This window comes from Streptococcus sp. 2021WUSS109 (assembly GCF_044427305.1).
Classification (GTDB): domain Bacteria; phylum Bacillota; class Bacilli; order Lactobacillales; family Streptococcaceae; genus Streptococcus; species Streptococcus suis.
This window is the reverse complement of the sequence record NZ_JAOTGF010000001.1, coordinates 175641-191275: the sequence shown is the minus strand read 5'-3', so window position 1 is coordinate 191275 and position 15635 is coordinate 175641. Positions and strand designations below refer to the sequence as shown.

Below are 15635 nucleotides of genomic sequence, written 5' to 3'. Positions count from 1 at the left end.
AAACATTTATCCATCATCCGACCCAATCGAACGTTCCAAAGAAAGATAAAAAGCAAGGTACCTGTAAGCTTCACTTATAGAGTAACATAATAGTTGAAAAATAGGGTTAAAAAACCTCCTTTTTGTGCGCCCTAAAATAAAAACTATTCCCGTTTTGTCATGAACTGCTCAGACGGGAATAGTTTCTTTAGCTACTTAAATGCTTAACTTAATGACATTGGGAATTGAATCCTTGCTTTTTTACTGTTCACAAAAAGACTTGTCGGAGCAAGTCTTTTTGAGTGCTTAGTTTTTCTGATAAAACTTGTTGTGTTGGTAGATAGGGTCAAAGGTAAGATTGATACCTAATTTACGAAGAACACTCTTATCTTCATCGGATAGGATAACAGTCGAGTGGGCTTCGCTACCATTTAATTGGCCTAATTCTTTCATGGCACATGCAGCAAGAGGGCTACCTTGTGCAGTGATGGCAAGGGCGTTAAGGATTTCGCTGGCGTCCAAACGTGTATTGGTCTTATCCAGATAATCTGCCTTCAATTCTTGGATTGGGCGGATGTAGTTTGGTTCGATGAGAAGTGTTTCATCATCGATTTTAGCAATTTGCTTGATGGCATTCAGGAGAACAGTTGCAGTTGGCTTGAGGAGGTCGGATGTCTTACCTGTTACAATCTCTCCAGTTGGCAACTGAATAGCAAGGGCAGGGCTAGTTGTCAGCTCTGCTTTTTCGCGCGCAGCGATAACAACCTTACGATCTGCTGGTGTCACACCGACTTCATTCATGAGGAGTTCAATCTTTTTAACTGCTTGCTCGCTCACCCGCTCTGCCTTGAAATCAACCAAGGTCTGGTAGTAGCGGCGGATGATTTCTTGCTTGGATGCTTCGATCGCAGCCTCTTCGTCCACGATGGAATAGCCCACCATGTTAACGCCCATGTCTGTCGGTGAGGCGTATGGTGATTTGTTCAAAATACGTTCAAAGGTACGGTTGAGGACAGGGAAGACCTCGATGTCACGGTTGTAGTTGACCGCAGTTTTGCCGTAAGTTTGCAGGTGGAAGGGGTCGATCATGTTGAGGTCGTCCAGGTCGGCAGTCGCTGCTTCATAGGCCAAGTTAACGGGATGGTGGAGTGGTAAGTTCCACACTGGGAAAGTTTCAAACTTAGCATAGCCTGATGTTACTCCATGCAATTGGTCGTGGTAAAGTTGGGATATACAGGTCGCCAATTTACCTGAACCAGGTCCAGGTGCGGTGACAACGACGAGGTTGCGACTAGTTTCAATGTAGTCATTTTTGCTCATACCTTCTGGTGAAATGATGTGGTCGATATCAGAAGGATAACCCTTGATTGGATAGTGGAGATAGGACTTGATGCCGTGTTTTTCCAACTGTTTGCGGAAGGCGTCTGCGGCTGGTTGGTTGCGGTATTGGGTAATGACCACAGAACCAACATAAATATCAATATCATTGAAGGTGTCAATCAAGCGGAAGACTTCTTGGTCATAGGAAATACCCAAGTCACCACGTGCCTTAGAATGTTCGATGTTGCTCGCATTGATGGCGATGACGATTTCTACTTGGTCTTTTAACTCTTGGAGGAGTTTGATTTTATTATCTGGTTCATAGCCAGGTAAAACACGGGCTGCGTGGAAATCTTCCAACATTTTTCCGCCAAATTCCATATAGAGCTTGCCTTCAAATTGAGCAATTCGTTCTAAAATATGGTCACGTTGCAAATTCAAGTATTTAGTTGAATCAAATGCGATTTTCTTCATCAAATAAGTCCTCCAAATGTGTATTAATCTCTGGGAAAAACAAAAATAGCTCCCTAAAACTAGGGAGCCTTTTCTCCGACCTCTCAAAAGAGGTGCCCGAACAATACTATAACAAACCGTGCTAATCTTGTCAAGAAAAAGTCAGACAGAAGAAAAGTTAAACAAGTGTTTAAAAAATATTTAATTTTTATAAAGTTAAATATTGACTTTATTAAAATAAAGTGTAAAATAATATTAAACAAATATTTAATCGATGTTTAAGGAGATGTTTATGAAAAAGTTGATTCACAATAAATTATTTCTATCTAGCTTTGTAGCGGACTTGATTTCTAACTTTGGAGATACGCTTTACTATCTGGCTTTGATGAACTATGTTTTACTCTTAGCAGATACCAAGTTTGCCCTGGCTATGATTACCGCATCTGAAACCTTGCCGATTTTGGCAGGCCTCTTTATCGGGATTTGGGCAGACAAGACCAAAAACAAATTGGATACCATTCTTGCAACTCTGGTGGTTCGTGTCGGTCTCTATGCCCTTGTTGGTTTCCTGATGGGATTTGCACCAGCCCTCTGGGTTGTGGCGGTGGTCTGCGTCATCAACTTCCTGTCTGACCTTGCTGGTCAATACGAAAACGGTCTCTATATGCCAGTCAGCTTGCGGGTTGTGGCTGCTGAAGACCGTGAAACAGCTATGGCTTTTAAGATGACGGTGAAAAGTCTTTTGCAAATCGCCTTCCAAGCCAGCGGTGCTATCCTGATCGGATTTATGTCTTACCAGAATCTCGCCTTCTTCAATGCAGGAACCTTCTTGGTCAGTCTTGCCATCATGGCAACCCTCCGTCCAGCTCTTGCTAAGCTACTGAAGGAAAATCCAATCCAAGAAGCTGAGCAAACAGAAACAGAAGGAGGCATTATCAAGGGCATGCGTAACAGTCTCAAAGAATCCTACCAAGCTGTTCAGAATATTCCTGTTCTCAAAGCGTCAATTGTGACCATTGCCAGCCTGAATGCCATTTTTACCGCACTTTCACCATTAGTTATTCTAAATATGAAGGAGTTCTCAGACTTTGTGATTGTCAATGCAGGAACAACCGTTGCTTTGATTTCCATTTTCTTCTCAGTAGGTAGTATCTTGGGGTCAAGTATCGGTATGGCTTTGTTCAAAAATGTCAGCTTAATCAATCTCCTCAAGTTTTCTACTCTTATGCCTGTTTTACTTTTCTCGGGTTTCTTTCTCCACAATATTTATGTGGTATTGACGGTTATTTTTGTGACAGCTATGACTTTGGGTGTCTTCAATCCGAAAATGAATGCCTTGGTCTTAAATGAACTGCCTGAAGATAAATTGGCGACAGTCGGTGGAGGGATTGATGCTTTCTGCCAGATTGGTATGGTTGCTGGTCAAGCCTTGGTTGCCTTCATGGTGACAATTCTCTCTGCGACCAGTATTTCCCTCATCTTCCTCTTGCTTTCTGTGGTGCTAGTAAGCTATACTATTCTTACAGGATCTAAACCTGCAAAGTCATTAGTGAATACTTAGAAAGAAAACTATGAAATTAGATTACCGAGATTATAGAAGCGAAATTGTCGAAAAATTCTTTATTCCTTTAATTGTCAAGGAGCGTGAGGAGCCGTTTGAGGCGGATTTTTCACAGAAAGAAAAAGACATTCTCAAAGATGCCTTGGACATTCGTGATGAGATTGAAGAAAAGTTGGCAGATTTTCGTCAGGAAGTCAATCAAGTCTTTGTCTGGGGACATATTTTTAACATTTTGCATAGTCTTTATTTCTATATCTTGAATGATGGGCAGGATCCAAAGACAGTTGAGGAAGCTTGTCAATTGATTTTAAAGCTGTCTCAAGAAGAGGTAGAAGATGCCATGCGGACTATGCTAGCGTCTGAAAATGACGGTCATCGTGAGCAGAAACTCAGCCTCATGGAACTCTTGGAAAAGACAGATAAAAAGCCAGCAGATAAGTGGTACTGGTCATTGGCTATCCGCAATCCCTTGGAAACGGTTCAGCGGTCTGTCGCTCTCTTGGATAAGATGCTTCCAAACTACCAGCCCTATTTTGAGCAAGCAAGAGTTGAGCGGGAAGCCTTTGCTAGGGATTTTGACATTGAACAACTCTACAGAGACTCCAAACAGTTAGCTATGACTGGCTTGGATGCTTTAGGAGTGGAAACTGCTCAATTCTTCGTCCTCAGTCCTTGGAATTATTGGTTTGCTTATTATGGCAACGAAGAATTTGACTATATGAAAGTTGCTCTTTTAGCTTCCTGTCGAATTGATCAGATTATGCTGTCAAATGACGAGCTGGATCTGGATGATTTGACAACGGCTCTTAAAGTCATCAGCGATAGCACGCGCTATCAGGTCTTGGTGGAGCTGACCAAACCTCATGCTAAGAGCAAGGACATTGCAGAACGGCTCAATATTACTGGAGCCGCTGTGTCCTTCCATACCCAAAAGTTGATTAACGGCGACCTGCTTCTCTTTAATGCCAAAGACAAGAATGTCAAATACAGTGTCAATCGCGACCTGCTCCAACAGGTGATTGATAAGTTGAAAGAGGATTTTGATTTGTAAAAAAACCTTGTAAGTTAGGTCTTACAAGGTTCTTTTTTTGTAGCCAATGATTAACCAGCTGAGCAGTTGGCAAGTGATGATGGTGATAAGGAAGACTAACCACCCTTGCTGTATTTTGGTCAGGGAACTAGTTTCTAGGAAGAAAAAGCTGACTTCGACTGGGATAACATGGATAAAATAATAATAGCTGGCGTATTCTTTTAGAAATTGGAATTTTTTCTGGCGGAAGAGGTCTGTGGTTAGGGTCCAGGCGACTAGATAGGCTGTGAATGGAATAAGGCTGAAAATAAAGTTTTTATCATAACCTTGATTGAGGTAGATGATTGTAGCTTCGCAGATTAAAATGACTGTAGAAACTAGCAGTTTGGTTTTTTGTCGGTATTGGAAAATGGGGTGATTGAGTTTGTCGGCTAGATAAAAGCCTGTCAGGACAAAAATCGGTGCGTAGAAGAGGCCATTGCGGCTGGTGAAAAAGAAGGTTTTGTAGCTGTCAAATGCGGTCAGGAAAATCGATTCTGCCAGGTAGGAGGAGTAGGTTTCAACTGAGCCTAGGAGATAGAGGAGGGAGGCTAGACATACTGTGATGCGCCAGCCCCATTTCCTTAAAGAATAGTGGACGAGGACAAGACCTAGCAGGAAGGCGGGCATGTACCAGAGTTGGTAGCTGGTGCCGGTGTAGGTCAGTCCGACTAGGAGTGTGAGGGGATAGAAGAGTAGGGGGATTTCTTGGAGGTTTAGGTAGAAGAGGTAGAAGGGTAGGTAGAGGACGGACCAGGTCAGGTACTGCTTGCTGTAGCGGATCAGGTATTGTTTGGAGAGGCTAGGGTAGTTACGTCGGAGGAAGAAGCTGGCGGTGACCATGAAGTAAGGAACGACCATGCGGCTAAAGATTGATTTTTGGATGAAGTGGAGCTGGTCTGCTTCAAATAACCTGCGGCAATGGAGGGCGATAACGAGAATGGATCCGATGAACTGGATGAGGGAGAGCAGTGATGTATTGAGTTGTTTTGTCTTATTTTGCATGCTAACGTTCTTCTTTTTTCTTCTATTTTATCGAAATCTGATGAATATGTAAATGTTTGCAAAAAGATGTGGAGAGGTGCTGGCTGAAACTTAGTTGACAAGAGAAGTCCAGTGGAAAATATGGTATAATGTTAGGACGGAGTAAATGTAAACCATCTATTTCGTTTAAGTTAGAAAGGAGCATATAGATGAAAGATTTACATGCAAAATTATTGGCTGATTTTGGGATTGATTTTTCGGATTTGAATTTATTAGAAACGGCTTTTACCCATACTTCTTATGCCAATGAGCATCGCCTTCTAAAAATTTCACATAATGAGCGCTTGGAATTTTTAGGAGACGCTGTTCTCCAGTTGATGATTTCCAAATATCTCTATCAAAAATATCCTGATAGACCCGAAGGTGAGATGTCCAAGTTGCGTTCGACCTTTGTACGTGAGGAGTCTTTGGCTGGTTTTTCACGTGCTTGTGGTTTTGATCGGTTTCTTCGTCTTGGTAAGGGGGAAGAGAAATCTGGAGGGCGAAATCGCGATACTATTTTAGGAGATGCTTTCGAGGCGTTCTTAGGAGCTCTGCTATTGGACAAGGGGGAAAAGACCGTGGAGGAATTTATCCATAAGGTCATGATTCCTCGTCTAGAAAAAGGGAATTTTGAGCGCGTGACCGACTATAAGACTGCTTTGCAGGAAATTTTGCAGGTCAATGGTGAGATTGCTATTTCGTATCAAGTAATAGCTGAGTCTGGACCTGCCCATGATAAGACCTTTGAAGTGGAGGTATCTGCTGATCAGCGTGTGATTGGTCGTGGTCGTGGTCGCTCTAAGAAATTAGCTGAACAAGCCGCCGCCAAAAATGCTGTGGAGGCTAGAGGATAGGTATGTATCTAAAATCAATTGAAATGCAGGGCTTTAAGTCCTTTGCGGATAAGACTAAGGTAGTCTTTGATCGTGGAGTGACTGCTGTTGTAGGACCGAATGGTTCTGGCAAGTCCAATATTACAGAAAGTCTACGTTGGGCCTTGGGAGAGTCGTCTGCTAAAAGCCTACGTGGAGGCAAGATGCCAGACGTCATCTTTTCGGGAACAGAAAGCCGCAAGGCTCTTAACTATGCCTCGGTTGTCGTGACCTTGGATAATAGCACAGGTTTTATCGCCAATAAACAGAAAGAAATCAAGGTAGAACGCCACATTTATCGATCTGGTGATAGTGAGTACTTGATTGATGGGCAAAAGGTTCGTCTACGGGATATTCATGATCTTTTCATGGATACGGGCTTGGGACGTGATTCTTTCTCTATCATTTCACAAGGGCGGGTTGAAGCAATTTTCAATTCCAAGCCTGAGGAACGCCGTGCTATTTTTGAAGAGGCGGCAGGGGTCTTAAAATACAAGACGCGTAAAAAAGAAACAGAAAGTAAGTTGGCACAGGCCCAGGGCAACTTGGACCGCTTGGATGATATTATCTACGAATTAGATAATCAGGTCAAACCATTAGAGAAACAGGCACAAACTGCTAAGAAATTTCTAGAATTAGATGGTCAACGTAAGGAATTATACTTAGATGTTTTGGTGGCCCAGTTGTCGCTTGGTAAGGAAAAGTTATCGGAAAAAGAAGCCGAACTAGAGTCTGTCAAAACTGAATTGACTAGCTACTACAAACAGCGTTCTGAGCTGGAGCGAGAAAATCAGAACTTGAAAGAGAAGCGCCACCGCCTTTCAGAACAATTGGAGCGTGAACAGGCAGTTCTGTTGGATTTGACCAAGTTAATCAGTGATTTGGAGCGAAAAATTGAGGTCCATAAACTGGAATCTAGTCAAAACGAATTAAGTCGTCAAGAAGCGCAGGCGCGTTTGGAAAACTTGTTGACTAGACAAGAGCAGTTGGCAGAACAGATTGAGCGAAAGCAAGAAACGCTTGCGCAATTAGATGGTTCCTTGTCTAGCTTGAAAGACGATATTGCTGCGGTAGACAAAGAAATTTCCTACTTTTCAGAAGATCCTGATCAAGTTTTAGATCATCTGCGTGAACAGTATGTTGCTCTGATGCAGGAAGAGGCAGAAGCTTCAAACAGTCTGACCAAGATTCAGCAGGATATTGCCAATCAAATCAGTCTTTCTGAGAGTAAATCTGAAGACTTGGCACGCTTGCAGACGGAAAAACAAACAGCTCAAGAAGTGCTTGATAAGAGTCGGAAAAGTTTAGAAGAAGCTGATCACGTGTTACGCCGGTTACTTGAGAGCTATCAGACCAAAAAATCAGAATTGGATCAAACCCAGACTGCTTATCAGGCTGAGCAAGGTCGCTTGTTTGATTTGCTGGATCAGTTGAAAGGCAAGCAGGCTCGCCAGTCTAGTTTAGAAGCTATTTTAAAAAATCATTCCAATTTCTACGCGGGGGTCAAGGCTGTCTTACAGGCGGCACCAAGCTTAGGAGGAATTATTGGAGCAGTCAGTGAACAATTGACCTTTGATACTCGTTACCAAACGGCTTTGGAAATTGCTCTTGGCGGTGCTAGTCAAAACGTCATCGTTGAAGATGAAGCGACTGCTAAACGAGCTATCGCATTTTTGAAAGAAAAACGGCAAGGACGGGCAACCTTCTTACCTCTAACAACTATCAAGCCACGTCAGCTTTCTGGACAGCAAGTCTCTTTACTAGAATCTTCAGAAGGATTCTTGGGGCTTGCAAGTGATTTGGTGACTTATCAGCCAAATTTAGATGCGATTTTCCAAAATTTGCTAGGTACTATCGCGATTTTTGATACCATTGACCATGCCAATCAGGCGGCGCGGGCAACCAAGTTTCAAGTGCGTATGGTGACCATGGATGGAGCTGAAATTCGTCCTGGTGGTGCCTTTGCTGGTGGTAGCAATCGAAATAACAGCACGACCTTTATCAAACCAGAACTCGATGCTCTTTTAGGAGAAATAGCAGAGCTGTCCAGCCAGTTGCAGGAGCAAGAAAGCTTGGTTGCAGCTAAGAAAACTAGCTTAGACCAGACCAGAGAAGCCTTGGAAACGATTAAGGCTGAGGGGGAAGAAGCTAGATTGAACCAGCAGAGCGCAAGGATTCATCAGGAACAGGCAGAAAATAGACTGGTTCAGCTATCAGCCCAGTATGACCTGCAAATGAGCCAGGTTAGTCCGACCATTTTGACTGAGCTAGAAGAGGTTGCTGCTAAGGAAGAAGTAAATGTCCAAGCCTTGAATGAGAAAAAACTAGCCTTGGATCAACAAATCAATCAAGTCCGTGATAATCGCGACAGTATTCAAGAAAGCTTGCAGAAACTACAGACTCAGAAGGGTCAACTAACTTTGGAACAGGCTGAACTAACTAGCCAACTTCGTTTTGAACAGACAGATCTGAGACGTTTGCAAGAAGAAAAAGTGGTTGCAGATAAGGAAATTTCTCTTCTAGAGGATATGATTGACCAGAAGCTAGAAGCTCTTGAAGATACTAGTATTGAGATTCTTGAAGAACAATTGCAGGCGGCATCTGATAAGCAAAACCAGACCAATCAGATTCTAATTCGCTTAAAGTTTGAATTGGAAGATATTGATGGGCAGTTTGAAGACTTGGAAGAAAGATTGCAACAAGCTCGGACTAAGAATGATGACTTGATTCGTAAGCAGGCTAAGTTAGAGGCGGATTGTGAGCAAGCGGGCGATAAATTACGGACTTTACTTGGTAATTTGACCGAGCATTTTAAATTGAGTTTTGAAGCTGCCCAGTCTCAGGCCAAGGAAGTTGAGAATCTTGCAGTTGCTGAACAAAGCCTCAAAGACCTAGAAAGAGCTATTCGTGCTTTGGGTCCAGTCAATTTGGATGCTATTGAGCAGTATGACGAGGTTAATAATCGCCTTACCTTCCTCAATGAGCAACGGACAGATATTTTGTCGGCACGTGATTTACTACTAGATACTATCCATGAGATGGATGATGAAGTCAAAGAGCGCTTCAAGGTTACTTTTGAAGCTATTCGTGAAAGCTTTAAGCAGACATTCAAACAAATGTTTGGCGGTGGTTCAGCGGATTTGATTTTGACAGAAGGTGACCTATTGACTGCGGGTGTGGAGATTTCAGTTCAACCTCCGGGTAAGAAAATTCAATCTCTCAATCTTATGTCAGGTGGCGAAAAAGCCCTTTCGGCTCTCGCTCTGCTATTTTCCATTATCCGTGTTAAGACCATTCCTTTTGTAATTCTCGATGAGGTGGAGGCAGCCTTGGATGAGGCAAATGTCAAACGTTTTGGTGATTACCTCAACCGTTTTGATAAGGAGAGTCAGTTTATCGTCGTGACCCACCGTAAAGGGACCATGGCGGCAGCGGATGCCATGTATGGGGTGACCATGCAGGAATCTGGCGTGTCCAAGATTGTTTCCGTTAAGCTGAAAGATGTGGAGAAATTATGATTAACAAAATTTACGCCAGTGATATGGATGGTACCTTTTTACGAGAAGACCATAGTTTTGATAAGGAACGGTTTCGTCGTATACTGAATCAGTTTAAAGAAAAAGGTTATTTATTTGTGGCAGCAAGTGGGCGATCTATGCAAAGCCTGAAACTTGTTTTTGAAGATTTTGTAGATGAAATCGGTTTTGTGGCAGAAAATGGTTCAATCGTTGAATATCAGGGGCAGACTATCTTTATGGATGATCCAATTAGTCCTGAAATCTATCTGCCGATTATCGCGGGTATTGATGCAGGTCCTTTTGGTAGCAGTCGGTCCATGGTGCTGTCTGGTCTCGAAAACTTTTATTTATTAAAAAATGCTGAGCCTCAGTTTTTAGAAGCGATGACGAATTATTATGCACACTTTCGATTGGTAGACACGTTTGAAGAAGTTGGAGAAGAGATTATAAAAATCAATGCCAAATTTTCTCCTGAGGAAATGGACGATGCCAGACGATGGTTAAATGATACATTTGAAGGTGTAACGGCCATGACAACTGGTTTTGACAATATTGATATAATTCCAAATGGTTCAAATAAATCAGTTGGATTGAGTCATCTCTGTGCTCATTTTGGAATTACCCGTCAGGATGTAGTGGTATTTGGTGATAATCAAAATGATTTGGATATGTTTGACTTTGCAGGTCTGGCTCTTGCGACAGAAAATGCAAGAGAGGAAGTGAAAGCTCGGGCGGATTTGATGATTGGTCATTGCAATGATGGAGCAGTATTAGCCTATTTAGAGGAGGAAGTAAATGGCAATTAAGTTGATTGCATTGGATTTAGATGGAACACTTCTGACATCGGACAAACGGATTTCAGAAGCTAATAAAAAGGCCTTGCAGGCAGCGCGTGAGCGTGGAGTTTATGTAGTTCTGACAACAGGGCGTCCTTTACAAGCTATCGGTACTTTTCTAGAAGAACTAGATCTGCTAGGGGAGAATCAATATTCGATTACATTTAACGGTGGTCTAGTCCAGGAAAATACAGGTCGGGTTTTGGATAAGGTTGGCTTCACTATTGAAGATGTGCGCACCATCCGTCGTGTGACAAATGATTTGGATCTGCCTCTGGATGTTCTCTATGGTGGTGATGTCTATTCTCTACCATCAGCTCATGAATCACTTTATCTAACTTGTAATCCATTGCTTAATAAAATTGTTGCAAGTGATGAGGAAATGCCAGAAGATTTTGTCTACAATAAGGCAGTCTCAGCAGTAGATGCAGCATTTCTAGATGGACAAATTCCAAAAATTCCTGCAGAACTTCACGAGCGCTTCGAGATTTTCAAATCGCGTGATATTCTGCTCGAATGGAGTCCAAAAGGTGTCCACAAGGCAAATGGTTTGGCTAAGTTGATTGGACATCTGGGGATTGATCAGTCAGAAGTTATGGCCTGTGGCGATGAAGGAAATGATCTTTCCATGATTGAATGGGCTGGTCTGGGCGTTGCCATGGCTAATGCGACTGATGAAATCAAGTCTGCGGCCAACCTTGTCCTGCCAAAAACCAATGATGAAGATGGTATTGCTTGGGCCATCGAGCACTATGTATTGAATGAGGACTAGTATGGGATTATTTGATCGATTATTTGGACAAGAAAAACAAGAGGAGCAAGTCGCTCTTGTTGAAGACGTAGAAACGGAGCAGTCGGTTTCAAGCGAAGATACAGTAACTACTGAAGTTGAGTCAGCTAGTCAAGAAATGGAAGAGAGCCAGTCTGAAGTAGTAGAGTCTGAATTGACTGCCGAGCAGGAAGCTCAGAAACAACGGACCTTAGACATGATGGCTCAATATTATGCAGCCAAAGAAGCCGCTGCGGCTCGAGTGAAGGAAGCGCAGGAACAAGGCTTTGACCCTGCTATTCAAACCAAGGTCAAGGAAGAGCCTGTTGAGGAAGCTGTTCCAGTAGAGCAAGAAAGTGAGCAGGACAAGTACCAGCGGACCTTGAAAAAGACCCGTACAGGCTTTGGGGCAAGGCTCAACGAATTCTTTGCCAATTTCCGTTCGGTTGATGAAGAATTTTTCGAAGAGTTGGAAGAAATGCTGATTTTGTCAGACGTAGGTGTGCAAGTTGCTTCTACTCTAACAGAGGAGCTCCGCTATGAAGCCAAGCTACAAAATGCCAAGAAGACAGATGAACTCCGTCGTGTTATCATCGAAAAATTGGTGGATATTTACGAGAAAGACGGCCAGTTCAGCGAGCAAATCAATTTTCAAGATGATTTGACGGTCATGCTCTTTGTTGGTGTCAACGGCGTTGGGAAGACGACCTCTATCGGTAAGTTAGCCTATAAGTACAAGCAGGCTGGCAAGAAGGTCATGTTGGTCGCAGCGGATACCTTCCGTGCGGGTGCGGTAGCCCAACTGGTTGAGTGGGGTCGCCGTGTCGATGTGCCTGTGGTCACAGGTCCAGAAAAGTCAGACCCAGCTAGTGTGGTCTTTGATGGGGTAAAACGTGCCGTGGCAGAAGGTGTGGATATTCTCATGATTGACACAGCAGGTCGTTTGCAAAATAAAGAAAACCTCATGGCAGAGCTGGAAAAAATCGGTCGCATCATCAAACGGACCCTGCCTGATGCACCGCATGAAACCCTCTTAGCACTGGATGCCTCCACAGGTCAAAACGCCCTTAGTCAAGCCAAGGAATTTGCAAAAATTACTCCATTGACTGGGCTAGTCTTGACCAAGCTAGACGGTACAGCCAAGGGGGGTGTCGTCCTTGCCATCCGTCAGGAACTGGATATTCCAGTCAAGCTGATTGGTTTCGGTGAGAAAATCGATGACATCGGTGAATTCAAATCCGAAGAATTCATGCGTGGGCTATTGGAAGGATTGGTATAGAAAAAAGTCGTTAGTTCAATGAACTAGCGACTTTTTCTATCTGTATGCAGCAGTGAGTAAATGGCAATATCCACAATACCCCGATTGTTTCGAGCGGCTTGGCGGAGAGTTCCTTCATAGGTCATACCGACTTTTTCCATGACACGACCAGAAGGACGATTTTCACTATCGTGAACAGCTGTAATCCGTAAACAGCCCACTTCCTCCAATAAATAGTGATTAACAGCTTCAAGAGCTTCGGCCATATAACTTTGCCCCCACCATTTACTGCCCAACACCCAACCTAATTCGGCAGCTTGAACTCTTTCATCAAGGCTGACAACGGAAATATCTCCAATGGGTTGCTGATTTTCTTTGAGCTCAATTACCCACCTGTATGTTTTTTCCTGTGAATAGGATTGAAGACAGAACTGGACATAGTCTTCAGTATCTTGGAGTGTCTGATGAGTTGGCCAGGTCAGATAGGTGGTAACCTTTTCATCTGAAGTCCAGTTTTGGAAAACTGATTCAACATCGCTTGCTTGAAAAGGGCGTAAAATTAGACGTTCTGTTTCTAAAATCTGAGTTCCTTTATGTTGCATCTTATTTCCTCCTCAACAACGCTTCTATCCAGTCTGGTGCGTAGGCAGAAGTACAGCCTTTTGGTACTTTCATGTCCACATAGACAGCGAGCTCCTGACCGATTGCAATACCTTGTTCCAGGTAGTCGGGATAGGCAACTGCAATCTCCACCAAACATTGGTTCATGGTCCATTGGATAAGCGGGTCTGCGGTTTGTAAATGCTGGCGAATGTGGTCTAGAGATTCTTCGATTTCTTGATTTGAGGCAGTTTTTCCAGCAAAATATTTAGCACGGAGGAACCAGCCAATGCGTTGAAAAATGGCTGAATTTTTGCCCAGCAAGTAGGCTTCCCAATCCTTACTGTCTTTTCGTTTGCTAAGAATGATGGAAGCCAGCTTATCGAGGACATTGACCGAAACTTCTTCATTGAGGCAAGTTTCTAAAGCAGTAGAAGTCAGCTGGTCAGGTTTTGTTTTGGCAATTTGAATAGCTAAATATTGTGCCTCAAGGACACCTGTTTGCCAGAGTGGAGCAAACAAGTCCAGTCGATTTTTATAGGCCTTGGCAATACCAGAAATAGCTCCCATCGGAACGCCGTAGTAGGGCTTGGTTTCGCCAATTTTTTCATATCGCTTGAGGGTGTCAGCATGGCTGGCTGCTTCAAGTTGGGTGAGAATGGTGTTTATTTCAGTCATAAATATCTCCGAAAAAAACTGGATTGCTCCAGTTTTCATATGTAGTCGTTTAGTTTGCTTTTAGTACAAGGCAACGAGGTGCAGGTTGCTAGAACAGCCTAGAGGCTGTTCTAGGTTGGAAATAAGACATGCGAAGCAAGTCACTTTCGTGGAGTACGGCAAAGCGAGTTAACGAAGTAATCAAAGATAAACTAAATGACTATTTCAATAAGCCACGTTCACGATACCACACATCTGGCGTCCAGACCCACTTGCAACCGTAGCTTTCTAGCAAATCAAAGGCAGCCTCAGGTCCCATAGTTCCAGCTGGATAGGTGTGGAGTGGGACTTGGTTGCTTGCCCACAAATCAACAATGCGGTCAATCAAGCTCCAGCTTGATTTCACTTCTTCCCAGTGGCTAAAGTTAGTAGAATCACCATTTAGGACATCAAAAAATAGTTTTTCGTAGGCTTCAGGTGAATTTCCAAGAGCAGTTGCATTGTGACGGAAGTTGAGTTTGGCAGGAGTAAGTGCAAAGTGAGAACCAACTTCCTTACCGTTGATAGAGAGCATGAAGCCTTCAGTTGGTTGGATGAAAATGGTCAAGACATTGGCCTCAGAAGGTTGACCAAAAATATCTTCCGCATGCTTGAAGGTGATGGTCACGCGTGTGCCCTTTTCTGTCAGGCGTTTACCTGTACGGAAGAAGAAAGGGACATCACGGAAACGGTCAGTATCAACGAAGAAGACACCTCCTGCAAAGGTTTCTGTCTGAGAAGCTTCGGCAATATTTGGTTCATCCAAGTAGCTAACGTAGTCTTTTCCGTCGATGGAACCTGCTGCATATTGACCACGGATAAAGTTGCGTTTGAGGTCCTCATCAGAAGGCTGACGAAGGTGTTGGAAGACCTTGATTTTTTCAGCGCGGACATCTTCCTCCTTAAAGCTGGCTGGCTTATCCATTGCTAGAAGGGAAAGAACTTGAAGGGCATGGTTTTGCACCATGTCTTTTAAGGCGCCAGAATGATCGTAGTAGCCCCCACGATCCTCAACACCAATCGCTTCAGCAAATGTAATTTGGACGTTATCAATGTAATCGCGGTTCCAAATATGCTCAAAAATGATATTGGCAAAGCGAACCGCAAAGATATTTTGCACCATTTCCTTGCCTAGGTAATGGTCGATACGATAGATTTGGTCTTCATTGAAGGCTGCTGCCAATTCATCATTGAGTTTGGTAGCTGTAGCAAGGCTAGTTCCGAAAGGTTTTTCAATAATCAAGCGTTCAAAACCTTGTCCATCAACGATTTGCTCAGATTTGAGGTGTTTGGCAATGGTTCCGAAAAATTCAGGTGCCATAGAGAGGAAGAAGACCTTGTTGTGCTGGGTATCGTATTTTTCACACAAGTCGTCCTGTAATTTACGAAGAGCTACATAATGTTCCGTGTCATTGACATCGTGGCTTTGGTAGTAGAAATGACTAGCAAATTCATGAGCTTGACGTGGTGTGTCAGGCAGATCACCCAGTGATTCAATGACGGTTTGCTCAAAAAATTCCTTGGTCCAGGGTCTGCGAGCTGTACCAAGGACTGCAAAGTTTTCCTTGATGTGTCCAGCCTTATAGAGGCGGAATAAAGATGGGTAAAGTTTGCGTTTGGCAAGGTCGCCACTAGCACCAAAAATTGTAAACAATACATGTGATGACATAATTTCATT

General features: G+C 43.3%; 12 protein-coding genes. 7 read left to right on the top strand and 5 right to left on the bottom strand.

The features are described 5' to 3' along the window. Positions 1–285: 285 nt before the first annotated feature. On the bottom strand, positions 286–1773 hold the full coding sequence (locus ODU37_RS00935; RefSeq protein WP_105158805.1) for a DUF1846 domain-containing protein: 1488 nt from the start codon (positions 1771–1773) through the stop codon (positions 286–288). A gap of 271 nt (positions 1774–2044) precedes the next feature. Between ODU37_RS00935 and ODU37_RS00930 the strand changes: the two genes are divergently transcribed. Together ODU37_RS00930 and ODU37_RS00925 are read left to right on the top strand one after the other, a co-directional pair. Continuing rightward, entirely contained in the window at positions 2045–3313 is a 1269-nt protein-coding gene (locus ODU37_RS00930) for an MFS transporter (RefSeq protein ID WP_105158806.1), read from the top strand. Between the two features lie 10 nt (positions 3314–3323). After that, positions 3324–4364, top strand: coding sequence for a helix-turn-helix transcriptional regulator (locus ODU37_RS00925; protein ID WP_024381410.1), 1041 nt, complete (start codon positions 3324–3326; stop codon positions 4362–4364). A 21-nt stretch (positions 4365–4385) separates the two neighbouring features. Here ODU37_RS00925 and ODU37_RS00920 read toward each other — a convergent pair whose 3' ends face one another. Beyond that, the gene (locus ODU37_RS00920) at positions 4386–5387 is read right to left on the bottom strand and encodes an acyltransferase family protein (protein ID WP_024415568.1); all 1002 of its coding nucleotides are present in this window, start codon (positions 5385–5387) and stop codon (positions 4386–4388) included. A gap of 188 nt (positions 5388–5575) precedes the next feature. Between ODU37_RS00920 and rnc the strand changes: the two genes are divergently transcribed. From rnc to ftsY, 5 genes are read left to right on the top strand one after another with little or no spacing between them, the layout of a single operon-like run. Then, positions 5576–6262, top strand: coding sequence for a ribonuclease III (gene rnc, locus ODU37_RS00915; RefSeq protein ID WP_012028264.1), 687 nt, complete (start codon positions 5576–5578; stop codon positions 6260–6262). 2 nt (positions 6263–6264) lie between these two features. Continuing rightward, positions 6265–9798, top strand: a complete 3534-nt coding sequence (gene smc / locus ODU37_RS00910; protein ID WP_398580397.1) for a chromosome segregation protein SMC — start codon at positions 6265–6267, stop codon at positions 9796–9798. Further along, positions 9795–10604, top strand: coding sequence for a Cof-type HAD-IIB family hydrolase (locus ODU37_RS00905; protein WP_050572883.1), 810 nt, complete (start codon positions 9795–9797; stop codon positions 10602–10604). Before smc ends, ODU37_RS00905 begins: the two co-directional genes overlap by 4 nt. After that, positions 10594–11406 carry a Cof-type HAD-IIB family hydrolase gene (locus tag ODU37_RS00900; RefSeq protein WP_024399453.1) on the top strand — a complete coding sequence of 271 codons (813 nt, stop codon included), beginning with the start codon at positions 10594–10596 and terminating at the stop codon, positions 11404–11406. The genes ODU37_RS00905 and ODU37_RS00900 overlap by 11 nt, the downstream gene beginning before the upstream one ends. Before the next feature lies 1 nt (position 11407). Beyond that, positions 11408–12682 (top strand): signal recognition particle-docking protein FtsY, encoded by a 1275-nt coding sequence (ftsY, locus tag ODU37_RS00895; protein ID WP_105158808.1) that lies wholly within the window; start codon positions 11408–11410, stop codon positions 12680–12682. A 23-nt stretch (positions 12683–12705) separates the two neighbouring features. Here the strand turns inward: ftsY and ODU37_RS00890 are convergent, their stop codons facing one another. The 3 genes from ODU37_RS00890 to zwf all read right to left on the bottom strand — a co-directional run bounded on the left by ODU37_RS00890 (position 12706) and on the right by zwf (position 15626). After that, positions 12706–13263 (bottom strand): GNAT family N-acetyltransferase, encoded by a 558-nt coding sequence (locus tag ODU37_RS00890; protein ID WP_012027149.1) that lies wholly within the window; start codon positions 13261–13263, stop codon positions 12706–12708. A 1-nt stretch (position 13264) separates the two neighbouring features. Then, the gene (locus ODU37_RS00885) at positions 13265–13939 is read right to left on the bottom strand and encodes a DNA alkylation repair protein (RefSeq protein ID WP_105158809.1); all 675 of its coding nucleotides are present in this window, start codon (positions 13937–13939) and stop codon (positions 13265–13267) included. Positions 13940–14138: 199 nt separating this feature from the next. Next, positions 14139–15626 carry a glucose-6-phosphate dehydrogenase gene (zwf, locus tag ODU37_RS00880; protein ID WP_249562137.1) on the bottom strand — a complete coding sequence of 496 codons (1488 nt, stop codon included), beginning with the start codon at positions 15624–15626 and terminating at the stop codon, positions 14139–14141. Positions 15627–15635: the final 9 nt, after the last annotated feature.